Genomic DNA, 24,299 nt, shown 5'->3' on the forward strand with positions numbered 1-24,299 from the left:
TTGCCTGTTGTTTGTTACTCTTCCGAGGTTTCTGTCGTGAAACGCTCGTGAAGTTCGTTCAGCAGGATCTCGGCATTTGCTTCAAACCATGCGTCAAACTCTGCGTTGTCTTTGGCCGCGATCGTCACCGAAACGCCTTTGCTACTGCGGCGCAGGTCAGCCAGAGGGCGGCCATTCGGCCCGTCAAGCACTCGGGCAGGTGGGGCAGGGGCCTTGGCGGATTTGGGTTTTGGTTTTGCGCTGCTGGACTGTTTTGCAAGGGCCAATGCCGCCTCAAACCGGGCATCGGACGGCGCGGCCGGAAAGTTGGGCGTGCGCATTCGGTCCAGCACACGGGCGCGCGCTCCCGGCTCCTGCATCGCCTTGGCCAGCGCCATCCAGCGTTCGCGGCCAATGCCAGGCGCAGAGCCGATCTGACGGAGGAAATCCAAGTCAAAGGCTGTGCCCACCTTCAACATGCGCGACACCATCGGCATATCAATTGACAGTGCTGCGGCGATTGTCTGCCGGTCATAGCCACTGTCCTGCAATTGCGCGGCAAATGATGCCTTTTCAATAAACGACAGATCCTGACGTGCCGTATTTTCCTGACCCTGCGCCATCACGAGGGCATGGTCATCCAGCTGGCGGATCATTGCCCTGACCGGCACCCCCAGCTCACGCAGCGCTTTCAGCCGTCGGCGACCATAGACGATCTCAAATCGTCCCTGAACCTTGGTATTGGGGCGCAGCAGAACGGGCACCTGCTGGCCATAGGTGCGCAGGCTTTCGACCAGTTGACGGTGCGCGGCATCATCCAGACCCAAACGGTCCTCAAGCCCCGCATCATCGATCAGCGCGGCGTCGATGTCCTGTACCGCGTTTTCCTGCAGCCGCGTCAGCGAGGATTGCAGGGCCCCGACCGCGCCCCGTGGCATCATTCGGGCCTTTGGCTCGGGCCGCGAGGCGGTGGTCGGAGTGGTGTCAGAGCTGAGAATTCCTTTGCGTGCCATTAGCGACCCCATGCATGTTGAATGAGCGTTTCGATCTCTTCATTGACTTGGTTGAGAGAGTCTATTGCACGATCGTAAGTATTTCGATGGAACTGCGTACGCTCTACTTCATAGACAGTTTGCTGAGTGAGGCCCGCGTCAGAAACTGCAGTAGATTTAAGCATATGCGCGGTCATGACTTCTTTGCCAAAGAGTTGCCTGAGGAAGGCAACCACCTGTTGTTGCGGCCCGTCGTTGGGCTCATACCGGTTGATCAGGAAGCGCAGGAAATCGAACTCCATTTGCGCGCCGGCGTTGCCAACCACGTCCAGAAGATCTGCGCTCATCTGCAGGAACTGCGACATTGAAGCGACATCAAGCATGTTGGGGACAACCGTGATCAGAACCCCGGTCGAGGCACAAAGCGCCGACATTGTCAGATAGCCAAGCTGGGGCGGGCAGTCGAAGAGGATTACGTCATAATCCGCCTCAACCTCCTGCAGCACCGCCGCCATGCGGGCAAAGAAGGGCGGCTGAACATTGTTGATCAGGGCTTGCGGTGTTTCATGTTCAAATTCCTGCAGCATCAACCCGGCTGGGGCCAGATCAATGCCGGTGAAATAGGTCTTCTGGATGATCTGTTGCAGCGGCACCGGATCATCATAGCGGATCGCATCGTAGATCGTGCCGGAGTCCAGGAAATCATACTCGGGTCGATAGCCAAACAGCGTTGTCAGCGAGGCTTGCGGGTCGATATCCACCGCAAGCACGCGATAGCCCTTGAGCGCGAGCCGCTGTGCGGTGTGGATCGAGCTAGTGGTCTTGCCAGATCCGCCTTTGAAGTTCAGGAAAGAGAGCACCTGAACCTTGTCGCCCTCGCGGCGACCGGGCAGATAGGTGCCAGGCGTTTTGGCCGTGCTTTCAAGTGTATGGCGGATTGCCACTAGGTTTTCGGCGGAATAGTGACGCCGCCCACCGGGGGTGGTATGAACATCGAGAATACGGCCGTCAAAATGCAGCTTGCGCAGAAAGCTTGCCGAAATTCCCAAGAGATCAGCAGCTTCACCTGCGCTGAACAGGCGCAGTTCCTTACGCGCATCGGGCGCAAAGCTCTTGAGCATGTGGCTCTCCAGCGCCGCCGCGAGCCGTTCGGCATTGTCGCGGATGCGGTGGTTTATTGTCGTGGACCCTGTCACTGCTGCCTCGTCCTATATGGTAACGCTCTTTTTCGCCAGAGCTGTATTTACCGTTATTTATGACGAGATAGCTCGACTTGGCAACAGATTCTTACCACAAGCAGGCAGAATGGCCCCAAAGGGTCGATTTTCAGCGGAAACACTGCACCAAGCAGTATCTGCGCCACAGGTGATAAGCTGTAAAGAGCCTGAATCAGGCCCTAATTTTGCAATTTGATCTGAACTTGCAGGGTATGCCTCAGGTGAGTGTTGTGTCGCCGGTCTACCCGTTGCAAATGTAGATCTGGTTCGAGATCAGTAGGGCAGGGGGGGCTTTCGGACGTCATTGCCCGGTCGTCCCTCGGGTATACCGCGCATTGTGCCAAGCGTAGACAGACGACACTCCTATATATGTTAATAAGTCTATACAGTGAACATCGGTTTGATCAATGAAGGCAGACCATCGACACGGCATTGATCGCATCACTCGGGGACGAAAGAGACAAGACCACCATCTCACCAATTGTCAGCCAGAAGGGTTAAGGCACATTCATCGCGCGTCTCGGTGCCTTGAAACATGCTAATAAGCCGAAATCAGGAGATCTTAGCGTCAAAGATCTCAAATTGATTTCACCATTTCGGTCGCGCTGGAAAACCCGAAGAGAAGATTGAGGGGGCCAAGCGATGTGATTGATTGTTCGATGAAACCTTCCCGCTCATAGAGCGCACGGGCGCGGGGGTTGCTGTCGATCACATCCAAGCGCACTCTTAGAAGCTGCATCGATCTGGCGCGCTTTTCGACCTCGTGCAGCAATATCTTGCCAATGCCTTGCCCGCGCGCGTCAGGCTCGACGAAAATACCGTCCATCAGCAATGTGCCCGGTGTGCAGTCACGCTCCAAAACTCCTATCAACAGTCCACGCAGCCCAGCGGAGACCCATCCATGAGTTGCAAGAAGATCTCCATAATCTCCTGCTACAAATGCGCTATCTGGCGTCTTGAAGCCCGCGACACCAAGAAAAGCACCGTCTTGCGAAACCGCGCTAATGGCGTGGGACGGATTCATGACACGCTCAAGAAAATCGATCGCTTTTGCCTGTGGCCCGAGCGGATAGCGTAATTTGCGAGAAAAAGCGCGCCAATATCCATGCGCTACAGACCTGCGATGCTCCGGTCGGAAACCGGGTTCAACCTGAAAGGATGGTGATGGCCGGATTGTATTCATCAGGGCGTCTCCTTATCTATCTGTCAGATGGCAACTTTCAGGGCGATTTCAATTGATACGGCAGTGGATCGTAGCGTGCGCCCTGGGGGTCACAGTCTTAGTAGCCCTGGTTGTTTGGCGCCTTAGCGATCATGATCTCGATTGGCGCCAAAGTGAGAGATTCAATTTCACTTCCGGGGGGGCGTCAATTTCGGGAACGCTTTGGCTTCCAGAGGGGGCCGCTTATGCAGCCGTCGTTTTAGTTCATGGCGATGGTCCACAAGACCGCGTTGCCGGTGGAGGCTACGCTCCACTCATCAACGTCTTTCTGGATCAAGGTATCGCCGTCGCGTCTTGGGATAAACCTGGTGTCGGCGCATCTGGTGGCAACTGGCTGCATCAATCTATGGCGGACCGTGCCTCTGAAACCAGCGCTGCTCTGAGTCTGTTAAATCAACGCTTTGACGATATGGCGTTGGGAGCAGTGGGGTTCTCTCAAGCCGGATGGGTTTTACCGCAGCTCACACGCCGGGACGCCGACTTTTTGGTTCTGGTCGGCCCTGCGGTATCTTGGCAAGATCAGGGAGACTATTACACGCACGTGCGGCTGGCCCAGGATGGCCTGGATCCCCAGATGATTCAGGATATTATCGTGGCTCAGACTATCGCCGACGACCATGTGTTTGGTTCGGAATCGCAGCTTGAGAACGCGCCGACCGGCATGTCGGTGGATCGATGGCATTTTATTCGTGAAAATCGAGATGCCGACGCACGATTGGATTTGGCACAGCTCGACCTTCCTTTGCTGGCCATATGGGGGGCGGACGACTTGAATGTTGATGCTGAAAATGACGCTGCACTCTATAGAAAGTCATTGGAAGCGGGAGGCGTTCACAACAAAATCATTCTCTGGCCGGCTGCAACGCACGGTCTGCTTAAGTCCGCCGCCTACAACTGGCAGCTAACCGAAGACTGGTCGTCATTTGCGATCGCGCGATTCCTCGCTGAGGGGCGGTTTGCCTTCGCGCCCGGTACTCTGGATGAGATCACTGGTTGGATCAAGGAGCGGAACCAAATTTAGTATTTAGGGATCCCGTTATGATGGTTGCGACCCTCCGCCCCAACCTTGTGCATTTAGCATCTGCTGGTTGGTCGAATACTAATGTTGGCACGACCATGTTGGTCAGGTCTTCTTTGACCGGTATTGCGAAGGGGTCAGCCCCAGTTCACGTTTGAATGCCGCGTAGAACGACGAGCGCGAATTGAACCCGACATCGTAGGCAATTGCCAAGATAGTCGCGTCGCTACTGCGCAGTCTGTTTTTTGCATCCTGGATACGCCAATGATTTATGTAGTCAAAAAACCGTTGGCCGATTTTTTCGTTGAGTGCCTGGGACGTATAATGTGTGGTGACGCCAATCCTGTCTGACAGATCCCAAAGGGAAAGATCGGGTTGCAGGTAAAGCTGCTCATCTCTCATCAGGGCCTCAATCTTCGTGGCAATCCGGTCAAGGCGGGCGTCACTCAGCCCGGACCTGCCATATTTTCGCAACGGAAGTTCCGTCACAGAACCAACCGATATCTTCTTATTGGGTGGCACAATTCCCGGTCGCTGACGCATCCCCCAAAGGGCGATACTCCACGTCAGTGTGTATCTGACAATAATTGCCGCTAGAAGTGAATCAAAAAGAGAAGCCCCGAGAAAGCTCAGGTTGAACTCCGACACCACAATCGCAATGACATTAAATGCCCAGAACGCAACGACAGAGATCGCTAACCATCGGGCCCAGCCCAACTCTCGGTTTTCGGTGCTGGCAAAGAGATCTTTCAAGCGCGTTTTATACCGGCTAAGCCGCTGCAAGATCATCACAGAGTAGATTGGCACCAAGACATAGAACAAGATCGTCGCGCTATAAAGGCCGAACATAGCAATGCTCTGCCATATCACCAGGTCTTTTGCCCCCGGTTGCAAACTTGCCTGTAAGGGCGCTGGTAAAAGCAAAATATACAGATAGAGCACACATGCGAACCCGATAGGCAGACTGTGCCATACCGAGCGTGGAACAGCGAACATTCCAGTCGGGTCACTCGTCAGACGCAGAACATAGAGCCAGAGCAGAAAAGGCTGGCTCATGGTCATCGGGATTTCTATCAGTTCAAACGCAAGGTTCATAAATCCTGGTTCGCCACCCGGCAGAAGATATGAGGCGGGTAAGGCCAGCAGCTCAACGGACTGGGCGACAAAAAACAGCGCCAATGGAAACCGGACGTGTCGATGCCGGTCGGGAAGTAACAACAGATGTGCGCAGAACGCTGATAGCACCAGTAGTCCGACGGCGGCAGCCAAGCGGAACGTTTCTTGATCAAAATTTAGCGCTGCGGGGTCCATGTGGTGACTAGATCCAGATATTAGCAGGGCCCGCACAGTGGATACCGATGCTGCCCTGCATGCCTCTTTGCTAGGTTCAGAAGATAAAACTATCTTCCGTCAACGGCTCAAGCGAAGTTGCAAAAATCGAGACTTCGACATCGGCATAGCTGATCTGTGTATGGTTGCCGAATGTGCGGATCTCCAAATCCTCATAAATCAACCCGGTCTGTGAGAAATCCAACTGGTCCTTTTCAGCATTGAAATCAAAAATGAGGTCTCGACCGGAATCTAGTTGAAATACGAATGTATCCGCACCTTTGCCCCCCCAAAGGTAATCTCGTCCGGCGCCGCCTTCCAATGTATCATGCCCCGCGCCGCCGCGCAGTATGTCAGTCCCGCCGTCTCCCGATAGTATATCATCGCCTTTTCCGCCGCGCAGATGGTCGCGCCCGGCGCCACCGCTCAGGCTATCGTCACCTCGATTACCTACGAGAAAGTCGCTGCCACGTCCGCCTTCCAGTGTATCGTTTCCTGCACGCCCTCTCAGATGATCATGCCCGCTGCCACCATCAATTTTGTCACTGCCATACCCGCCGCGCAAATGATCATTTCCTTGTAGCCCGATAAGCTGGCTATCGCCCTGCGCGGAGTTTGGCGCGTGCCGCAATATGTCAAAGTGATCGGTGGTTTGCGTGCTGATCCACAGTGTTGAGCCATCCTGAAAACTGAAACGCCCAGTATCAAGCTCCGCGACCCCTTGGTCAAAGGTCAGGCTCGCGTCTCCCAGTGCAAAAACTGTCTGGGGCCCACCGGGCGCATCGCTATCTTCGGTGAGTGTAATCTCGGCGGCAGTGCCGGCAATGGTAAAGCTATCGGCAGCCGGGTCGAAATTGACCCATGCATCATCATTGTACACGGCTGCAAATGCGTCGACCAATAGGTTAGTCGGTTCTGCGTTCGAATGGGACGCAGCGATGGAAAATATCGTGCCAGATTCAACATGAAGGAACGTTGCGGTATTTGTGCCTAACGTCCCGCCTTGGAAACCGATAAACTGCTGCCCGAAGATCTCTCCAGATGAAAGGCCAAGGCTTTCGCCTTCCACGCCAGGCGTTCCATCCGGTGCCCTGAAGTCCAGCATCTCCTCCATTTGCTCAGCGGACAACAGGCTGCGCGACACCAGTAAAGCGTCAAAGAAGCGGATCATGTCGGATGTGGTTGAGACGACACCACCAGCCGCGCCGAAATCCATCATTACGTCGGTCACATCCAGGATCTGCCCCGGGGAGAGTTCCGCATAGGAGTGCAACAGGTTCTCTGCGCGCCCGTCTGACCTCAACGCGCTGTCCTGCATACCCGCCGCTGAGAAAATGCGGTCTTCGAGAACCTGGCCGAAGCTGTCTCCGGTGACCTGTTCAATCAGCTTCTGCAATAGCAAAAAGTTGGTGTTTGAGTATTCATATGCTTCCCCCGGGGCAAAGGAAGCAGGCTCCCCCGTAGCGATCGCTAGAAGTTCGTCGACACCAACGGGACGGTCAGGATCCAGCAGAAGCAATTCAATGAATGCCGGGTTACCGGATTGGCCCGGCACGGTATCAAAGTCAGGGATTCCGGAGCGGTTGGACAGCAGCTCCCGCACCGTGACTTCGTTGATATTAGAAATGCCTTCTAAACCTGTCAGGTCCATTTGGCCTGCTAGCGGCGCATCAAAATCGATCCCCCCTTCAACAACCAACTGCTGCACAATGACCGAAGTCATCATCTTGGTCTGCGATCCGATTTCAAACTGATTGGAGGTACTGGCGGCTTGGTCTCCGCCCCGTTCAACCGTGCCGGAGGCATTGTGTACCGACAGTCCGCCGCGGGCAATTTCAATCAAGACAGCAGGTGCCGGGCTGTTCTCCGCGAAATCCAGCAATGCATGGATTGGTGCCTCTTTCAGTGCAGCTGGGTCGAAATGGGACATGTCAGTATCCTTGTGTTGATGCGAGAAAACCGAACCAATTGGTCCGCTTTACCCACCTGTCACAGGGAGTTTATGCTGGCGTCCGGATCGGTCGGGACGGACAAATTCATCTGTACCCATGTTACATCACCGTGAGAAACTCCCTGAGATAAGGAACCGATCTTTCCTAACTACGTGTATTGCCGGTTCCAGAGGTTTTCCCGCAGGTTGTTTTCCGCTCCGCAAGCCTTTGCATGGGAAAGGTTTTGAAACCAGACTCGCCATTTTGGGGGTTTATCAATGCGCCTAATATCATTGGATAAGAATTAGGACTGCCTGCTGCGGGCCGGGCCGCTGCCATTTCTTGGGCAATCATGCCATCCATGGAATGGCTCATCAGGATGAAGTCTGAAACATCCAGACCGTTGAGTAGGCCGAGCGCGGCCTCTGCCATTGCGGCGATGGTGCTGCAACCGGGCAGGCCGGTGGCGGCGCCAAACCCCGGAAGGTTGGGTGCGATCACATACTCGCTGCTGAAGGCGTCGATCTCGCTCTGCCACTGAGTGGCGCCGCCCAGATATCCATGCACCAGTACTGAACCGGGCCGGATCCAGCATGCAGATAGGGGAGAGTCGACATCAGCGTATCTACTCCAGCAGCCACAGCGCTACGTCGGGCGCCAGAATGAGAATGGAGATGAGCAGTATCATGGCGGCGAAGAAGGGCAGGCAGCCCATGATCACTCACCTGTTCGCGGCTTAGCCTGCGGTGGCCTATTCCGGTGCCACCGCGCGCCAATCAGTGTTGTTTCTTGGACTTCGTCCCCAATGCGTTGGAAAATGGGCAGAGGTTGTGTGTGTAGTGAATTGGAGGTGACTGTACCCGAAGGCGCTGGATGCTGTCGTAGGTCGGTTTTTGTCCGGCTACCTCAGCGGCTGCCTAGGCTTAACGCTTGCGCGGTGGCCAAGGTGTCTTGGGCAGGTTAGTCAGCGGTTCACCCAAAAGCGGCGAGGTCAACGCATAGACGCCGTTCACGGCAAAGGCCCAGATAATATTCCGGTCATATTCCACAAATACAGCAAAAACAGCATTGTCGAATGTCCAGTCTGGCACTTCATCCGAGGTGGGAAAGGCGGGTACGTAGTAGCCGGAGATCTCCGGTTTTGCGGGATCCTCGACGTCAAAGATCTGGATGCCCGCGTTGTAGAAGGCGTAGATCACAACTCCGTCGCGCCCGCCTCCGGGCTGGTCGATGCCGCCGGAGCGTTTCGGCCCGAAACTGCCACCGCGCTGGCAATAGTCGGTGAAATCGGCCTCTGGGGGCGGCGTTGGGCGCGGGAATGTGGCTGCAATAGCTGGGTTGGCCGGGTCAGAAACGTCGATTGAGAAGATGTCTTTGTAGGGCTCATAGCAATTCGAATTCATCGGGTAGCCGTTTGAGAACACATGCCCGGTGCGGGCGTACTGGCTGACATCAACATTGTCGAACTCAGTACCGGCAAAGCTGGGAGCGACTTGCAGGTCACCCTGCGGCGTCGGGTTGGCCGGGTCGCTGACATCGAAGGTCCAGAACCCGAGCCCGCCCATGCCGCCAAAGCCGACGGTACCGCCGTCCTCGATCGGGACAGGCAGGGCCAGCGGATTGCGCGAGCCCATCCAAGATGTGCGGTTGCCCGCGCGTGGGTTCTCCAGATAGGCCGCGAGGTCTTCAGGGGAGTCGATGTCCTGTCCGGGCACCGACAGCTGGCTGACGAATTCAGGGTTGGTAGGGTCGCTCATGTCCCAAATCTGGTAGCCGGGCGAATGAACGTAGTCGGGATATTCGGTCAGCGCAAAGCTGTCTTTGGGGGCTGCGGACAGCACCATGTAGCGACCGCCAGTCCAGGCCGGCGCATCCAGAGATCCGGACCCCTGTTGTTCACCGATTGGGGCGTCGGGGTTGACGCGGTCGGTGGTGCGTTCGGCGATCATGGTCCAGTCCTCCGGGGTCGGGCCGTTCATCTCAAAAACCCGGAAACCTTTCAGCGAGGTATAGTTGCGCACCAGAGCAACGCCCTCGGCGTCTTCGGATTTGCGGCCCATGACGCCAAAGCGGCCGATCTCATAGGACGCAACCGCAACATGCTTTTGCAGCCCCTCGTGCCAGGCAATGGTCAGGCCGCCGAAGTAATCGGTGACATTCTTACTGTCGAATTCCTCACTGGAACCTTTCGGCCCCCAGACGCCGCCATCGCTGTAGACCTCAACGGCATTGGCAGGGTCAGTGATGTCCAGCACGCGCATGTAATCGCGGTCATGTGTGTAGAGATAGCGCTTGCCATCCATGTCGACGGCATTGGCCCATGCATGCCAGGGCGAGGTCACTGCCGGGTAAAAGGCCAGTACATCGACGTTCTTAGCATAGAAGTTCTGGTCCCAACCTTCCAGCTGGCCGGGGAAGTTCGGTGCAAAGGACGACAGCGGTGAGGCTTTCGGCGCAACAAAGGCACCAGCTTCGCCGATCATGCCATAGTCGCGTCCTGGCTCAGGTGGGGCAGGTGGGTTGTGCGGCGTAGCCTCGAACCAGCGCTGCACGATTGGGTCGCGGATATCGATGACACCGGGCTCTCCGCCGCCACCTGCAGCATGGGCCATGGGTGTAAGCAGGCTCACAGCCAGCGTAAAAGATAAGGGCAGATGGTAAAACTCAGGCATAGAGATCCCCTGTTATTGGCGCTGACATACGGCTGCTCAGGTGTTGCTGCGGTTACGTCGGCCTGTTCTCGTTGCCCGAAAGCCTACGTCACGCCGGGTCTTGCTCAGTTAATATTCCGGGAAATTGGGTAGCAAAAAATCGAATACCTAGAGCTGAGGCGCCGCGTCCAAGCCGCAACTAGGGGCGGTCTATCAGGGGGATTTTCAAGCGTGAGCAAGGCGAGGTCAGTTCAGGAGTAGCAACGCGCTGCCGAACCCGACGAGCAGTGTCGCCATCACTCCGTGCGGCGTCGGTCGGAGCCGCTGGCGCAACAGTAGCGCGGCAAACAGGGCGCTGAACAGCACGTCGAGTGCTCCTATCAGGGCGACGCTGGTGACAGAGGTGTGTAGTAAGGCTGCGAGCTGCAGCGTCTGCCCGGCTGAAAGCAACAGCCCTGTGCCAAGAAACCCGGGGCCGCGGTCTATAAGCAGGTCGTGCAGCCTTGTACCCTTGTCTTTGCTGCCGCTTAATAAAGCCCAGCCGATATAGCACAGGCAACCTGCCATGGCGCCGACACATGTTGCCAGCAGCGGGTCGGGCAGCTGCAGCAGCCCCAATTTACGCAGGCTGTAGGAGAGCGCGTAGCTGGCCGCCGATAGCAACCCCAGCAACACCCCCGCCAGCGTTCCCAGCGGCGCCGCGCCGCCCGCGAAGGCAAACACCCCGGCCACCACCAGCACCCCGCCGATCAACTCGGCAGGGCCAGGCCAATCACCGATCATCAGGATGGCCAGCGGGATAGCAAAGAACGGGATCAGGCGGCGCAACATTGCGGCCCCGACCGGACCCAGGATTTCGGTGGAGCGGTACATAAATAGCCGCCCGAGCACGGTGGCAAAAACACCCGCCAGGGCGAACAGGGCGAGCGCTTGTTTATTGGGGGCGCCGGGCTGCAGGGCGGGTTCGGGGCCGGCCAGCAGCCACAGGGCCCCGGTTAGAAAGGCGGTCATCAGCACCGACAGGAACACCCCGCCGTCGCCCCGTCGCTGGCTGTGGCTGCGGGCGATGGTGACGCCGGCCATTCCGTAGCAGGCGGCAGATAACAAGGCGAACAGCTCTCCCACGGGGACCTCAGATGGTTGGTAATTACGGGCAGGGGCGAAAGAAACGGCCGCGCGGCTTCTGTCCGCGCGGCCTGGAGATAACAGAGCCTTTCAGATCCGGATTGAGCGATCGCTGCCCGCCGGGTACGTCCATTCAGAGTTTCAGCCCGCAGCCCTCGAACGCCTCGCGGATGGTGGCTTTTTCTGTCTCGGTCAGGTTCAGCATCGGATGGCGCACCGGGCCGCCGACCTGACCCAGCAGCTCCTGCCAGTATTTGCCGAAGGCCTGCGGTTTATCCGCCGGGCGGCTGCGGGCGATTGCCTCGCGCATGGGGTTCAGGCTGTCGCGCAGCTTGCGGGCCTCGGCGAATTTGCCTTGGAAAGCGAGCTGGGTGTAATCGTGCATCCGCCGGTCATTGCGGGTTTGCAGCTGATACGGCGGCGAGGAACAGAGGTAGAGCTTCCAGTCCAGCTCTTCGATATTGTCCAGCCATTCGTCCTCTGAGGCGGTGGAGACGTGGATCTTGTCTCCTACCATATGAGACAGACGCACATACATTTCGCGTGGGACTGAGTATTTGATAGCGACGATATTGGGCAGCTCGGCGATGCGGGCGCATTCTTCGGGCTGCATCAAGTAGCCGCTGTCAGGGTGGCTCCACATGGCGATGCCGATGTTCAGCTGATCGCAAAGCGCCTTGTAATACTGGTAGAGAACTTCGCCCTTGTCCTGCACGAAGCTTAGCACCGGGGCATGCACCACGACGTAATCCGCGCCGCAGTTTTCGGCATGTTTGGCCAGCTCTAGCACGGTGTTGAAGTTCTGGTCGGACACCGACATGATGGTGCCCGCCTTGCCGCCGCATTCGTCGACGGCTATTTCAAAGTTGCGCTTACGCTCTTCCAGGCTCATTGAGAAGAACTCGCCCTGTTTGCCAGCGATGAACAGGCCTTGAATGTCCAAGTCGTCGATCCAATGGCGGATGTTGGAACGTAGCCCGGTCTCGTTCAGAGTCAGATCTGTGTTGAACGGATTAAGGGCTGCAGCCCAGATACCCTGCATGTGCTCGCGGGCGTAATCCTTCGCTTCGTGTCTTGAGTAGTTCATGCGCCGATCCTTGTTCGCTGAATGGCCGGGAGCGCGCCGCGCGGGGCCGCCATAATGGTCAGCGCCCAGCATTTCGATCAGCCTGGCAGAAAACAAATCCAAAGAAGTGATCCTGATATAACCAAAATTGCCATCAGGCTGTCCTGAAAAGCGGATATTAGAGGGGCAAACGAACGGGGATTACTTAATGAAAATCGCTCTCATCGGATTTGGTGCCATGGCGCGATATGTCGTGGATCAGTTGTCCAGCAGCCGGATCGAAATCGCTGCTATCATCGTGCCCGAGTATCAGATCGCGCCGCTATGCGACGAGCTTGGTAGGCGGTTCAACTTCGTTACTGGAGCCGCAGAGGCAGGGAACGACATTGACCTGTTTGTTGATTGCGCGGGTCATGGTGCGCTGCTGCAGCATGGAGTCCAGATTCTTCGCGCGGGACATGACCTGCTGACGGTGTCAATTGGGGCGCTCGCTGATGCAGCACTGTTGGAGGAGCTTGACCGCGCCGCTGCGGTCGGCGGCGGTAGCATTCGCTTGGTTTCCGGCGCGATTGGCGCTTTGGATTCGCTGCGCGCGGGCCGGATCGGAACGCTGCAGGCGGTGCGCTATATCGGACGCAAACCGCCGCAGGGCTGGGCCGGCTCTCAGGCGGAGCAGGTCTTGGACCTTGGCGCGCTGACCGGTGCGGCGCAGGTACATTTCCGCGGCACCGCCCGCGAGGCCGCGCTGCAGTACCCGAAAAACGCCAATGTCGCCGCCGCGGTGGCTCTGGCGGGCATCGGCTTTGACAATACGCAGGTGGAGTTGCTGGCGGATCCTAGTGTCAGCCGTAATATTCACGAGATTGAGGCTGAGGGCGATTTTGGGTCATTCCGCTTCTCCATCGAGGGCAATCCGCTTCCGTCAAACCCGCGCACCTCTTCGCTTGCGGCGATGAGCGTGATAGCTAGCATCAATCAATATGCCGAGCGCATTAAATTCTGACACGCCAGGAAGATAACACATGGTCAGCCGCCACACCCGGATCGTTGAAAAGGTGCAAACCCGGCTGAAGTTCCGGCAGCTACGTCTGTTGGTGGCGGTAGGGCAGCACCAGAACATTCAGGGTGCGGCGCGCGAACTGAATGTCTCGCAGCCGGCGGCCACCAAGATGATCAAGGATCTAGAGCTGGATTTTGAGGTCCAGCTGTTTGACCGCACCAACCGTGGGGTCATCCCCACGGCCTATGGTGAGGCGCTGATCAGGCAGGGGCAACTGATCCTGGCGCAGGTGTCAAACGCCGCGCAGGAGCTGGATGACCTCAACGATGGCAGTAGCGGCCGGGTGGTGATCGGCTCGCTTCTTGCAGCCTCGTCAGGGCTTTTGCCGCAGGCGATCGATCAGCTGATGCAAGAGCGGCCGCATGTGGCGGTGAAGGTGGTTGAGGGCACTAATGACGCGCTTATGCCCGCACTGCGCCGCGGCGCGATTGACATGGTGGTCGGGCGACTGCCAACCCACCGTCACCGCGATGAGATTGCTCAGAGTAAACTGTTCGATGAAACCATCGTTGCGGTGACCGGCCCGGACCATCCGCTTGTGGGGCAGACAGGGCTGAGTTTCGAGGATCTGAAGCCCTTCGGCTGGATCCTTCCACCGCCGGAAACCAGCCTGCGGCGGCAGGTCGACATGTTTTTCGGCGGCCAGGGCATGTATGCACCGGCGTCGCATGTGGACTCGGTGTCCTTTCTGACGAACCGCAGTCTGCTGCAGCGGCGCTCCCTGATCTGCCTTATGCCGCGTCATGTGCCGGAGCAAGATATCGCCTGGGGCAGCCTGTCCAGGCTGGACTGGCAGGTGCCCTTTGGTGCCGGGCCAGTTGGGATTTCGCTGAACGCCAAGGCGCGGCTGTCACCGGCTGCTAAGGCGCTGATCGGTTATCTGGAGCAGGCCACAGCCGAACAGTCATAGCAGCGCGGTGGACAGCAGAGGCCAGTAGCTAAGCGCCACCAGAACCAAGGCTACCGCCAACAGGAATGGCCACAGCGCGGATAGGATTTCAGCCACCCGGATGCCGGTCATTGATGAGGTGATGAACAGTCCAACGCCGACCGGTGGCGTTAGCAGCCCCAGCACCAGATTCAGGCACAGCACCACGCCGAACTGGAACGGGTCTATGTCATAGGAGCCGGTGGCAATCGGCAGCAGGATCGGGGTGACCAGGATCACTGCCGCGATGCCGTCGATCAACATGCCCACAAACAGCAGCATCGCGTTAACAATCAACAGAAAGAGAAATGGATCGCTGGTGATGGCGGTGATGGATGCAGCCAGCTTCTGTGGCAGCGCCTCGTAAACAACCACCCAGCCGAACACATTGGCCGCTGCGATCATGAACACCACCATGCCGGAGTTGACGGCGGTGCGGCGGAATAAGTTGAAGAGCCGTGGCAGTGTCAGCCGTTGGCCAGAGAACCAGGCCATGGCAAACGCCACAAGCGAGGCGACGGCGGCGGATTCGGTAGGCGTCGCCACGCCGAACAGGATGCCGCCGATAATGGTCACGGGTATCAGGCTGGCGGGCAGGCAGCCCAGTAACGCCTGTGCTGCGTCTGACCGTGACATCCATTGCCCCTGCGGGAATCCTTGTGCGATTCCAATGAGAGTGACGACAATGACAAAGGCTCCAAATAGCAACAGTCCCGGGAGAATACCTGCGATGAACATGTCGCCGATCGGCAGTTGCGCCAGGACGCCGTAGATAACGAACATCATCGATGGCGGCACCACTGGCGCCAGAAGGCCGCCCGCAGCCGTCGTCGCGGCGGCAAAGCCGGGGCGGTAGCCTTCTTGCTTCATCGCGGGCACCATGGCGCGGCTCATCACTGCGATTTGACTGGCGGCAGAGCCGATGATTGCTGCCATGAACATGTTGGCAAGAAGATTGATATAGGCAAGGCCGCCGCGAAAACCGCCGACAAAAACCCGTGCGGCCTGCACGAGCCGTCGGGTCATGCCACCCTCGTTCATCAACTCCCCGGTCATCATGAACAGCGGGATCGCCAGCAGGCCGTAGTTTTCAAGACCAGAAAACAGCTGCTGGGCGAAACTGTCGAATAGCACCGCGTTCCCGCTGGCTTGCACATAGGCGATTGCAGTCAGGATAAGCACAAAGGCCACCGGCACCGCGCAGAACATGCAAAGAATGAAAACGGCGACTGTCGTCATGATTGTTCCTTGCGGTCGACCGCGGTGGTGAGGTTATTGAAGCTGTGCAAGATCAGGCCGAAAGCAAAGATCCACATAATGGACCAGACCCAGACTTTGCGTACCCCCAGCGTGCTGGTGGCCTCGGAATAGATGAAATTAAAGGTGGCGCCCTGGAAGGCTTCAACGTCAAAGCCAGCGCGCGCGAACTCCAATGGTAGGAACCAGCGCCAACAGAACCAAGTGGTCAATAGCGCCAGCGCAAAGATCACCGCATCGACGAGGCGCAATAGCATCCGCGCGATAGCTTGCGGTAGCGCGTCGGTGACAATGGTGACGGCGACCGCGTCCTTGTGGTGGACCGCAGCTGAGGCTGCCAATAGCGTCATCCAGATCATGGCATAGATCGCCAGTTCATCCACCCAGAACAGCGCAAGGCCGAGGTTGCGGGTCAGTACGTTTAGTAAGATCAGTGCGGTGACCGCGGCGGCGAGAGTGGCGGCGCAGGCCAATTCCGCCCGTGCCCATTGCCGGGAGAAAGTCTGAAGCATTGGGAAAAGCCATGAGTTGGGTCTTGAATATCAGGGCAGGGGCGGGGCTTGTCGAGGCCGCTCTTGCTATAGTGGCGGGGGAGTGCGCGGCTAGCGGGTTGCCTCGGCTGCGGCACGGATGGCGGGCAATGACGGCGCCTCTGCAGCCCATTTTCTATCCCATTCATCAATGACACCTGCGAAGAATTCCGGCCCGACCTTGGTCATGGTCAGGTCCAGTGCCTTCAGATTGTCCAACCACTCCGGCTCCTTGGCGGTGTAGGTGTCGATGGTGCTGTCCAAGTGCTTCGCCATCAGCTCCGCGATCATCTCGCGATCTTTTGCGTCGAGATCTTTCCATACGCGCGCCGAGACCAGCCCAACCACGGGGAACATCATATGATCGCTTTGCACGATGGTCTTGGCGTGCTCGTGGTACTTTAGCACCCAAATCAGCTCTGCATCCATGTCAATGGCGTCAACTTGGCCGTTGGCCAGTGCATCATAGACACTGGGCAGTGGCATCGGGGTCGGCGCCGCGTTCAGTCCCTCATAAAAGTCGAAGATGGGTGCAAATGGCGTGATCCGCAGTTTCAGGCCGCTGAGGTCCTCGGCGCTGTTCACTTCCTCGCGCGATACGATTTGGCGCAGGCCAGCCATGCCGAGTCCCAGCCCGACAACACCAGCCTTGGCCGGTAGCGGCTCCAGCATCTGCCGCGCGATATCAGAGCGCAATATGCGCCCGGCGTGGTCGATGTCGGCGGCAAGATAGGGCGCGTAGAAGGCGCCCAGATCCGGCACCCGGTTGGAGACTTCGGCCACGGTAAGAAACGCCATGTCGAGCGCGCCGGTCTGCAGTTGTTGCAGCATCTGCGCCTCGTTGCCCAGTTGGCGCGCCGGGAAGACCTGCACGCTGTGCGCTCCGTCTGAGGCTGTGTTGAGTTCGTCGGCAAAGGCCTCTGCCGCTTTGGTCCAGATGTGCGGCGGCGGCGTCAGGAGGCCCAGTCGGAACTCTGCCGCCTGTGCGCCCAGAGTGAAGCAGCAGGCCGCCGCTGCAGCTACTGCGGTTTTGAGTGACTTCAGATATACCATGTGTGATCTCCCCTTTGCGAGCTTGGGCCCAGCATGGGGAACGGTCTGATAGTTCAGCAACTTGTAACACGGTAATCTGGTATAAATTAATGATATACCTGACGGGGTGCCGAGCGGGCGCCCGACACCTCGTCAGGGGGTGTTCTCCGCGGTTAGACGGGCAGGGCGCGGCGGTTCTGTTTACGCATGTAAAGCGCAATGAAGGCCAGATTCACCACCAACAGCGCCAACGCCACAGGGTAGTTCGTCAGTTCCTGTAGAGATCCGCCGGTGAGGCTGTAGGCCTGCGACAAGGTGGTTTCAAAGCGGCTGCCCAGAAAGAAGGCGATGATGAACACGATCACTGAAAAGCCCAACGCCGAAAGAACCAGTCCCAGCAGCGTGCAGGCCAGCATGGTGTAGAGGCCGAACATGCCGCCCGCGCCTAGGTAAACGCCTGTAATGCACAGTAGCAGCGCTAGGGTAAAGATCACCAGCTCCGGCGCCCTGACCACCGCTGACCAAAGCCGCATGCCTGCCTGGCCGACCCAGAAGTTCATGAAATTGGCAGCGATCATCGCCCCAAACAATCCGTAGATCAGCTCTGCCTGTTGGTCGAACAACAGCGGCCCCGGCTGGATGCCATGTATCTTGAAGGCACCGATCAGTAGGGCTGCACCGACGCTGCCGGGGATGCCCAGTGTCAACAGTGGGATCAGGTTAGCCCCAACCACCGCAGAGTTGGCCGATTCCGCCGCCGCGATGCCTTGGATATTGCCTTTGCCGAAACTGCTCGGATCCTTGGCGCTCTCGCGGGTGGCGGCATACGCAATGAAGGCTGCTGCGGTGGACCCGATACCGGGTAGTGCTCCCAGAACCGTGCCAATCGAGGCCCCGCGCAGCATTGCAAACCGGCAAGACCAGTACTCGCGCCAGCTGATGCTGCGGTCGGCGGCGGGCTGGCCGGCCGGGATCTCAACTGCGGGACGCGACAGACCGCTACCTTGAGCTAAGCGGCGCAGCACCTCGGGCAGCACGAGAATGCCTAAGGCAATAGCTTCCAGTGGAATGCCATCATAAAGCTCAGTCTGGCCGAAGATCAGTCGTGGTGTGGCGTATTCTGGGTCCAACCCGACGGTTGCAAGCAGCAGACCCAGCAACAGTGCGACACCGCCCCGGGCGATGGTGCCTCCAACCAGGCACACGATCACTGTAAAGGCAAGCAACAGCAGGAATAGAATCTCCACGGGTCCCAATTTCAGCGCCACGATGGCCAGCGGCGCAGAGACGGTGATCAGGATAATATCGCTGGCGGTATCACCGGTGACCGAAGAATAAAGCGCCATCCGCATTGCCTTCAACGGCTTACCCTGCCGCGCCAGCGGAAAGCCGTCGAGCGCGGTGGCAGCGGCATCGGGTGTGCCTGGGGTATTGATCAGCACCGCTGGAACCGCGCCGCCTACCAACCCGCCTTTGCCGATGCCGACAAGGAAGGAAATCCCGACTAGGGGCTCCATGACAAAGGTAAACGGAATTGCAATGGCGATCGCCATCACTGGACCAATGCCGGGAACCGCCCCAACAAATTGGCCGAGTACCACCCCGGCCAGCACATACAGCAGAACCACCGGGGTAAATGTCCCCGCCAGCCCTGCTAGAATTACATCAAACGGTACCATCGCTCCCCCTCCTCAGGGCAAAAGACGTCCCAGCAGGACTTCGAAAACGGTCCAGATCAGCAAAGGTCCTGCAAAACCACCTATGGCCAACCACAGCGGTCGGCGCTCCCCCACCAGCCACAGCAGTCCAAGCGCCAGCGCCGGGGCGGCCAAGAGAAACCCGAAGTGTTTCATCGCCAGGACACCGGCTAGTGCGATCAGGTAAACCCCGGTAGTTTTTGCTGCCTGCCGCAGATCAAGCGTGTGTGCTTCCCCGCGCTGACACGCCAGCGTGCCGCCGAACAGACCGATCATTGCGGCATAGACGCTGGGCAGAACCTCGGGCGGGATTGAGCCGTCGGGGTAGACGGGTTCTGTCTGTGCCGGGATCACTCCCCAGATCATCGTCCCAGCGAAAATGACAAAAAAAACACCGGATATGCGTTGCAATGTCATGGTTTTCTCCTGTCGCAAAGCCCCGCGGCGCAAGTTGCAGCCACGGGGTTAGGGATGGGGCGTTACTGGGCAAACAGAGCGCCGATGGGGCCCAGCGAATCCTGCATCATCTGCCGGGTACCCTCGGGGCCGAGGTTAACCGCAGGAGCGCTGACCGCGTTCTGCACCACTGTTTGCACCGCCTCATCGGCCACGGCTTTGTCCATGGCATCAGCAAGCGCGGTTTTTGCGTCGGTGGGTAGACTGCCGGGGGCTGTAATGTAGAAATAGGGAGCGATGAAGAAATCATGGCCGGACTCGATCAACGTCGGCACATCGGGCGCAGAGCTGAGCCGCTTGTCCGACAGGCTGGCGATGGTCTTCATCTGACCCTCTTCAATGAACGGCAGATGGGCGCCAGTGCCGAAGGCGGCATCGACCTGGCCTCCCAGTAGCAGTTTATTCATCTCGGCGCCGCTTTCGGCTTTGACCATTCGGAAACTAACGCCTTCCTGCTGGCCGATCTTTTGCAGGATTGCCTTTGCGTCTGGCGCGTCCCAGGCGATCTTGGCAGAGCCTTCCCTGCGGGCAAATTCCACCAGTTCCCCAATCGACGAGAACATTGCGTCGCCGCCCGCGATCAGTGCGGTTTCTGCCACGGTGACGGTGCCGATGTAGTCAAAGCTGTCCAGTGTAAAGGGCACCGAGTCGGGACGCTGACTAAGCGCCATGAGCGGCGGGATGTTCACCGCCATGCCCAGTACCAGCCCGTCGGGTGCTTCGTTGACAAGAGCGCTGAGCATGGCGACACCGCCGCCGCCAGGACGGTTTTCCACAACCACATCCCAGCCTGTCTGGCGTTCGATGGTGGCCGCGAGCACCCGGCCCATGGTATCGGTTTCGCCTCCAGCCCCAAAGCCAATGCGCAACACAATGGGTTCTTCCGGCGTCCAGGCAGCTGCCGCTTGCGGCAGACTGAGGGCCGTTGCAGCTGCAAATGCAGCCGTCTTGAGCAGGTTATTGAGTTTCATGTGGTCCTCCCGTTGGTTTTTGAAATCTTTGGCTCTGCGTACTGGTGGTGGCCACGGGGCATCATCCTGCACCCGATGGGATGCAGAGTTTCAGGCGCAGGGCAGGAAGCGTCACGGGATGTGCCGCCAGGGCGGTCCCGTGACGTCAGTGGTTTAGGGGCAGATGCCGCACACGGAGCGCGGCGGCCGGTCAGGTCACGGTGTTGACGACGTTAAAGCGGTCTTCTTTCCACTCTTCGGTTCTCATCACCTCATGAAGATGGTTGGCGGCGTCCCAGACATCGGCAAAGCGCAGGTACAGCGGCGTGAAGCCGAAGCGCATCACGTTGGGTTGGCGAAAGTCGCCGATCACGCCACGTGCAATCAGCGCCTGCACAATGGCATAGCCGCCTTCGGCGTGGGTTAGTGAGACCTGACCGTTGCGTAGCGTGCCGTCTTTCGGGCTGTAAAAGCCGATACCAAAGTCATCAGCGAAGCTCTCAACCAGCTGGACGAACAGATCCGACAATGCCCGGCCTTTGGAATAGAGATCGGTGATTTCGACATCATCAAAGACCGCTAGTCCCGATTGCAGCGCGCGCATAGACAGGGTGTGCTGGGTGCCGCACAACAGCGCACGGGCGCCTTCACCCTGGCGGTAGCTCTGCTCGAATTTGAAGGGTGCGGCATGGCCATGCCAGCCGGAGAGCGGCTGGGTGAACTTGCCGTGGTGGCGCTTGGCTGCATAGGCATAGGCGGGTGAACCTGGCCCGCCGTTGAGGTATTTGTAGGTACAGCCGACCGCGAAATCGACATTCAGATCGTGCAGATCGACCGGGATCACTCCGGCAGAATGGCACATGTCCACCATCACCAATGCGCCGCGTTCATGCGCCAGCTTGGTCAACGCCTTTACGTCGCGGATCACGCCAGAGCGGTAATCCACGTGGTTCAGCATCACCACCGCTGTGTCGGCGTCGATCATATCCTCGATCCGGTCGCCGTCGCGGCCTTCTAATGCCAATGTGGCGCCGTCCAAAGTGGATCGGACGCCCTCGGCCATGTAGAGATTTGTTGGAAAGGAGGTGCCCTCTGCCACGATTTTGCGACGGCCAGGCTTCATCGAAAGCGCTGCGTGCAGAGTCTTGTAGATATTGAGGGAGGTGGTGTCACAGACCACAATCTCGCCCTCGCCGGCGCCCAGCAGCTGGGCAAGGCGGTCCCCCAGCGTGTCGGTCAGCATAAACCAGCCGGCGGTGTTGTGGCTGCGGATCAGCCCCTTAGCCCACTCTTCGCGCATGGTTCGGTCGATACTGTCGAACACAGCTTTCGGAGCCGGACCCAGAGAATTGCCATCCAGGTAGATGGTGCCTTCTTCAATGAAGAACTCGTCGCGCTTGTGCGCCAGCGGATCTTGGCTGTCCAGAGCCTCGGCGGCGCTGCGGGTGGGGGTGAGGGCCATTGGCTTTCCTTCTCGGGCTGGGTGTGCGACTGATAAAATCAAAGTGAACACCTAGAATCGTATATGATTTAATTTATCGTATACGATTATTTCTCTGGAGGTCAATCTATGGATTTGCCCACGTCGTCAAAATCGGAAATGGCCTATCAATTCCTGCTCAAACAATTGATTGAGGCGAAAATTCCGCCCAAGGCGCCACTGCGGATCCCGGCGTTGGGAAAGGACAGCGGCTTGGGTGTGACACCGATGCGCGAGGCATTGCGGCGACTGGAGAGTGAGCGATTCGTGGTGATGGAGAACAATCGCGGCTTCCGCGCTGCGGCTGTGACCCAAGCAGAGCTGATGGACCTCGAAGGCTGTCGGCTCGTGATCGAAACCGCCCTGCTGCGCGAGGCGATTGCGCATGGTGATGATGTCTGGGAGGCAGAGATCCTATCCAGCCACCATCTGTTGGCCAAAGCGGTCGAGCCGGCGGAGACCAGCAATCTTGATGACTTGCGGTTGTGGTCGGACCGGCACCGCGGTTTCCATAGGGCGTTGTTGGTGGCGTCGCGCTCGCAATGGCTGAATTTGTTCTACGACCAGATTTCCAACCATCTGGATCGGCATTTCTTCAGCATGTTCACAGGCGACAACCGCGGTAAGTTCCTTGGTAGCACCGAATTGATCGCTCACAGTCGGGCCGCCCTTGGCATTGCGCACCACACCAAGCTGATGGAGGCGGTATTGGCGCGCGACGAGGATCGGGCCGTGCGCCTGCTGGAAGAGCACGCGGGCTTCACCCGTCGCTTCTTTGACCGAGTGGAAGATCAGAGCGAGAGCAGCCCATAGGTAGGTGAGCAGATTGGCTATCAGGAAACAGCATATCTGCTTTCCCGGATATCAGTTGAACGCTTGTGCCAGGCCTGCGCCTAATCGGGTCGTTCAACTCCAGGAGGCGCAGGCACATGTATCCCGATCTCAACCTCTTTATCGATGGCCAGTGGCGGAAGGCGGAGCGCAGTATCGCGGTCGTGAACCCGGCCAGCGAAGAAGAATTGGGGCAACTGCCCTGCGCCGGTCGCGTGGATCTGGAGGAGGCGCTGGCGGCGGCGGAGCGAGGGCTGGCGGTCTGGAGTCGCACCGCGCCGCGTGAACGTGCCGATATCATACTGCGCGCCGCCGCGCTGATGCGCGAGCGGCAGGAAGAGATCGCACAGACCATCACAGCCGAGCACGGTAAGCCGCTTGCGCAGGCCCGGCTGGAGGTTATCCGTGGCGCTGAGTTCTTTGAATGGGATGCAGGTGAGGCGATGCGAGCCTATGGGCGTGTCATTCCGGCGGCGGCGGGCTCAAAACTGTCAGTCCATCATCATCCTATCGGAGTGGTTGCTGCGTTCTCACCGTGGAACTTCCCGATGAGCCAGCCTGCTCGCAAGGTTGCGGGGGCGCTGGCATCGGGCTGTTCGATTATTCTGAAGGCGGCCGAGGAAACGCCCGGCGGCGCGGTGCATATCGTGCGTGCGTTCCAGGATGCTGGCCTTCCGGCCGGTGTGCTGAACCTGGTGTTCGGGGTGCCTTCAGAGATCTCTGAATATCTGATCCCACAGCCAGCGGTAAAGCTCGTGGCTCTGACCGGGTCCACTGCCGTAGGGCGCCAGCTGACAAGTCTTGCTGCCAGGCACGACACCCGCGCGCTGATGGAGCTGGGCGGCCATGCGCCCGTCATTGTCTGCGAAGATGCGGATGTGGAAAAGGCTGCGGTCAGTGGCGCCATCCGCAAGATGCGCAATACCGGTCAGGTCTGCACCTCGCCGACCCGTTTTTTTGTTCATCAGAGCATTTTTGAGGAGTTCAAGGCCCGGTTCACCGAACGTGCGGCCGCAACCGTCGTTGGCAACGGCGTGGAGCCGGGCGTCGAGATGGGGCCAACCGCCAACGAGCGCCGCCTCCCGGTGCTGACGGCGCTGGTCGAGGATGCGGTTGCCAAGGGGGCGGAGCTTCTGACCGGCGGCGCGCGGCTAGGCGAGCGGGGCTATTTTTTCCAGCCTACAGTGCTGGCCGATGTTCCGCCTGAGGCACGGATCATGCAGGAGGAGCCTTTTGGGCCGATTGCAGTACTGAACCCGGTGGCAGATTTGGATGCAGCTATCGCCGCCGCAAATGCGGTGCCCTACGGGCTGGCGGGCTATGGCATGACAAATCGCGCCGATTACATCGACCGGATGATCGACGAAGTCGAGGTTGGCAACCTTTCGATCAACACGTTGGAGGCCTCTCTACCGGAAACCCCCTTTGGCGGGGTCAAGGCCAGCGGCCATGGCCGCGAAGGCGGCGCCGAGGGCTTGGACAGCTATCTGACTGTCAAGAACGTTTGGCATTCCCGCAGCATCGCCTGAACCGCCGCGCGCAAGGCAA

Annotated in this window: 21 protein-coding genes; 5 read left to right on the plus strand and 16 right to left on the minus strand. The window is 58.5% G+C overall.

Annotated features, from left to right (window positions below):
- Positions 1–14: 14 nt before the first annotated feature.
- The 3 genes from repB to INHI_RS0102645 all read right to left on the minus strand — a co-directional run bounded on the left by repB (position 15) and on the right by INHI_RS0102645 (position 3,371).
- The gene (gene repB, locus INHI_RS0102635; RefSeq protein ID WP_027246611.1) at positions 15–992 is read right to left on the minus strand and encodes a plasmid partitioning protein RepB; all 978 of its coding nucleotides are present in this window, start codon (positions 990–992) and stop codon (positions 15–17) included.
- The gene (gene repA / locus INHI_RS0102640) at positions 992–2,167 is read right to left on the minus strand and encodes a plasmid partitioning protein RepA (protein ID WP_027246612.1); all 1,176 of its coding nucleotides are present in this window, start codon (positions 2,165–2,167) and stop codon (positions 992–994) included. Before repA ends, repB begins: the two co-directional genes overlap by 1 nt.
- Before the next feature lie 598 nt (positions 2,168–2,765).
- On the minus strand, positions 2,766–3,371 hold the full coding sequence (locus INHI_RS0102645; protein WP_027246613.1) for a GNAT family N-acetyltransferase: 606 nt from the start codon (positions 3,369–3,371) through the stop codon (positions 2,766–2,768).
- Positions 3,372–3,423: 52 nt separating this feature from the next.
- Between INHI_RS0102645 and INHI_RS0102650 the strand changes: the two genes are divergently transcribed.
- Positions 3,424–4,431 (plus strand): alpha/beta hydrolase family protein, encoded by a 1,008-nt coding sequence (locus tag INHI_RS0102650; RefSeq protein WP_051338928.1) that lies wholly within the window; start codon positions 3,424–3,426, stop codon positions 4,429–4,431.
- A gap of 102 nt (positions 4,432–4,533) precedes the next feature.
- Here the strand turns inward: INHI_RS0102650 and INHI_RS0102655 are convergent, their stop codons facing one another.
- The 6 genes from INHI_RS0102655 to INHI_RS0102685 form a co-directional block, all read right to left on the minus strand.
- Positions 4,534–5,739 carry a helix-turn-helix transcriptional regulator gene (locus INHI_RS0102655; RefSeq protein WP_027246615.1) on the minus strand — a complete coding sequence of 402 codons (1,206 nt, stop codon included), beginning with the start codon at positions 5,737–5,739 and terminating at the stop codon, positions 4,534–4,536.
- Positions 5,740–5,815: 76 nt separating this feature from the next.
- Positions 5,816–7,687, minus strand: coding sequence for a serine hydrolase (locus INHI_RS20670; RefSeq protein WP_051338929.1), 1,872 nt, complete (start codon positions 7,685–7,687; stop codon positions 5,816–5,818).
- 166 nt (positions 7,688–7,853) lie between these two features.
- Positions 7,854–8,255 carry an alpha/beta fold hydrolase gene (locus INHI_RS20675; RefSeq protein WP_027246616.1) on the minus strand — a complete coding sequence of 134 codons (402 nt, stop codon included), beginning with the start codon at positions 8,253–8,255 and terminating at the stop codon, positions 7,854–7,856.
- Positions 8,256–8,611: 356 nt separating this feature from the next.
- The gene (locus INHI_RS20225; RefSeq protein WP_051338930.1) at positions 8,612–10,360 is read right to left on the minus strand and encodes an LVIVD repeat-containing protein; all 1,749 of its coding nucleotides are present in this window, start codon (positions 10,358–10,360) and stop codon (positions 8,612–8,614) included.
- A 225-nt stretch (positions 10,361–10,585) separates the two neighbouring features.
- Positions 10,586–11,464: an EamA family transporter gene (locus INHI_RS0102680; RefSeq protein WP_027246617.1), complete on the minus strand. Its 879-nt coding sequence runs from the start codon at positions 11,462–11,464 to the stop codon at positions 10,586–10,588.
- Positions 11,465–11,597: 133 nt separating this feature from the next.
- Complete coding sequence (locus INHI_RS0102685) at positions 11,598–12,551, minus strand: dihydrodipicolinate synthase family protein (protein ID WP_027246618.1); 954 nt, start codon at positions 12,549–12,551, stop codon at positions 11,598–11,600.
- A gap of 187 nt (positions 12,552–12,738) precedes the next feature.
- Between INHI_RS0102685 and INHI_RS0102690 the strand changes: the two genes are divergently transcribed.
- Both INHI_RS0102690 and INHI_RS0102695 read left to right on the plus strand, forming a co-directional pair.
- Positions 12,739–13,533 carry an aspartate dehydrogenase gene (locus INHI_RS0102690; protein ID WP_027246619.1) on the plus strand — a complete coding sequence of 265 codons (795 nt, stop codon included), beginning with the start codon at positions 12,739–12,741 and terminating at the stop codon, positions 13,531–13,533.
- Between the two features lie 19 nt (positions 13,534–13,552).
- Positions 13,553–14,500: a LysR substrate-binding domain-containing protein gene (locus INHI_RS0102695; RefSeq protein ID WP_027246620.1), complete on the plus strand. Its 948-nt coding sequence runs from the start codon at positions 13,553–13,555 to the stop codon at positions 14,498–14,500.
- Here the strand turns inward: INHI_RS0102695 and INHI_RS0102700 are convergent.
- The 7 genes from INHI_RS0102700 to kynU form a co-directional block, all read right to left on the minus strand.
- On the minus strand, positions 14,495–15,757 hold the full coding sequence (locus INHI_RS0102700; RefSeq protein ID WP_051338932.1) for a TRAP transporter large permease: 1,263 nt from the start codon (positions 15,755–15,757) through the stop codon (positions 14,495–14,497). The two genes, INHI_RS0102695 and INHI_RS0102700, sit on opposite strands and share 6 nt — an antisense overlap.
- Positions 15,754–16,287: a TRAP transporter small permease gene (locus INHI_RS0102705; RefSeq protein ID WP_027246622.1), complete on the minus strand. Its 534-nt coding sequence runs from the start codon at positions 16,285–16,287 to the stop codon at positions 15,754–15,756. The genes INHI_RS0102700 and INHI_RS0102705 overlap by 4 nt, the downstream gene beginning before the upstream one ends.
- 90 nt (positions 16,288–16,377) lie before the next feature.
- A complete protein-coding gene (locus tag INHI_RS0102710; RefSeq protein WP_024099439.1) occupies positions 16,378–17,358 on the minus strand; it encodes a TRAP transporter substrate-binding protein in 981 nt (326 codons plus the stop codon).
- A gap of 152 nt (positions 17,359–17,510) precedes the next feature.
- The gene (locus INHI_RS20230) at positions 17,511–19,016 is read right to left on the minus strand and encodes a tripartite tricarboxylate transporter permease (protein WP_036766814.1); all 1,506 of its coding nucleotides are present in this window, start codon (positions 19,014–19,016) and stop codon (positions 17,511–17,513) included.
- A gap of 12 nt (positions 19,017–19,028) precedes the next feature.
- Positions 19,029–19,451: a tripartite tricarboxylate transporter TctB family protein gene (locus INHI_RS0102720; protein WP_027246623.1), complete on the minus strand. Its 423-nt coding sequence runs from the start codon at positions 19,449–19,451 to the stop codon at positions 19,029–19,031.
- A gap of 62 nt (positions 19,452–19,513) precedes the next feature.
- Positions 19,514–20,461 carry a tripartite tricarboxylate transporter substrate binding protein gene (locus INHI_RS0102725; RefSeq protein WP_027246624.1) on the minus strand — a complete coding sequence of 316 codons (948 nt, stop codon included), beginning with the start codon at positions 20,459–20,461 and terminating at the stop codon, positions 19,514–19,516.
- A 190-nt stretch (positions 20,462–20,651) separates the two neighbouring features.
- Positions 20,652–21,902 carry a kynureninase gene (kynU, locus tag INHI_RS0102730; protein ID WP_027246625.1) on the minus strand — a complete coding sequence of 417 codons (1,251 nt, stop codon included), beginning with the start codon at positions 21,900–21,902 and terminating at the stop codon, positions 20,652–20,654.
- A gap of 108 nt (positions 21,903–22,010) precedes the next feature.
- Between kynU and INHI_RS20235 the strand changes: the two genes are divergently transcribed.
- Both INHI_RS20235 and INHI_RS0102740 read left to right on the plus strand, forming a co-directional pair.
- Positions 22,011–22,733 (plus strand): GntR family transcriptional regulator, encoded by a 723-nt coding sequence (locus INHI_RS20235; RefSeq protein ID WP_036766815.1) that lies wholly within the window; start codon positions 22,011–22,013, stop codon positions 22,731–22,733.
- Between the two features lie 116 nt (positions 22,734–22,849).
- Positions 22,850–24,280, plus strand: a complete 1,431-nt coding sequence (locus tag INHI_RS0102740) for an NAD-dependent succinate-semialdehyde dehydrogenase (RefSeq protein WP_027246626.1) — start codon at positions 22,850–22,852, stop codon at positions 24,278–24,280.
- The last annotated feature ends 19 nt before the right edge of the window (positions 24,281–24,299 follow it).

This window comes from Phaeobacter inhibens DSM 16374 (assembly GCF_000473105.1).
GTDB classification, from domain to species: domain Bacteria; phylum Pseudomonadota; class Alphaproteobacteria; order Rhodobacterales; family Rhodobacteraceae; genus Phaeobacter; species Phaeobacter inhibens.

Bases quoted from the DNA above. Each gene is read 5' to 3' on its own strand.
- repB (WP_027246611.1), bottom strand. From the start codon at position 992: ATGGCACGCAAAGGAATTCTCAGCTCTGACACCACTCCGACCACCGCC.
- INHI_RS0102645 (WP_027246613.1), bottom strand. From the start codon at position 3,371: ATGAATACAATCCGGCCATCACCATCCTTTCAGGTTGAACCCGGTTTC.
- INHI_RS0102655 (WP_027246615.1), bottom strand. From the start codon at position 5,739: ATGGACCCCGCAGCGCTAAATTTTGATCAAGAAACGTTCCGCTTGGCT.
- INHI_RS20670 (WP_051338929.1), bottom strand. From the start codon at position 7,687: ATGTCCCATTTCGACCCAGCTGCACTGAAAGAGGCACCAATCCATGCA.
- INHI_RS20225 (WP_051338930.1), bottom strand. From the start codon at position 10,360: ATGCCTGAGTTTTACCATCTGCCCTTATCTTTTACGCTGGCTGTGAGC.
- INHI_RS0102685 (WP_027246618.1), bottom strand. From the start codon at position 12,551: ATGAACTACTCAAGACACGAAGCGAAGGATTACGCCCGCGAGCACATG.
- INHI_RS0102690 (WP_027246619.1), top strand. From the start codon at position 12,739: ATGAAAATCGCTCTCATCGGATTTGGTGCCATGGCGCGATATGTCGTG.
- INHI_RS0102695 (WP_027246620.1), top strand. From the start codon at position 13,553: ATGGTCAGCCGCCACACCCGGATCGTTGAAAAGGTGCAAACCCGGCTG.
- INHI_RS0102700 (WP_051338932.1), bottom strand. From the start codon at position 15,757: ATGACGACAGTCGCCGTTTTCATTCTTTGCATGTTCTGCGCGGTGCCG.
- INHI_RS0102705 (WP_027246622.1), bottom strand. From the start codon at position 16,287: ATGCTTCAGACTTTCTCCCGGCAATGGGCACGGGCGGAATTGGCCTGC.
- INHI_RS0102710 (WP_024099439.1), bottom strand. From the start codon at position 17,358: ATGGTATATCTGAAGTCACTCAAAACCGCAGTAGCTGCAGCGGCGGCC.
- INHI_RS20230 (WP_036766814.1), bottom strand. From the start codon at position 19,016: ATGGTACCGTTTGATGTAATTCTAGCAGGGCTGGCGGGGACATTTACC.
- INHI_RS0102720 (WP_027246623.1), bottom strand. From the start codon at position 19,451: ATGACATTGCAACGCATATCCGGTGTTTTTTTTGTCATTTTCGCTGGG.
- INHI_RS0102725 (WP_027246624.1), bottom strand. From the start codon at position 20,461: ATGAAACTCAATAACCTGCTCAAGACGGCTGCATTTGCAGCTGCAACG.
- kynU (WP_027246625.1), bottom strand. From the start codon at position 21,902: ATGGCCCTCACCCCCACCCGCAGCGCCGCCGAGGCTCTGGACAGCCAA.
- INHI_RS20235 (WP_036766815.1), top strand. From the start codon at position 22,011: ATGGATTTGCCCACGTCGTCAAAATCGGAAATGGCCTATCAATTCCTG.
- INHI_RS0102740 (WP_027246626.1), top strand. From the start codon at position 22,850: ATGTATCCCGATCTCAACCTCTTTATCGATGGCCAGTGGCGGAAGGCG.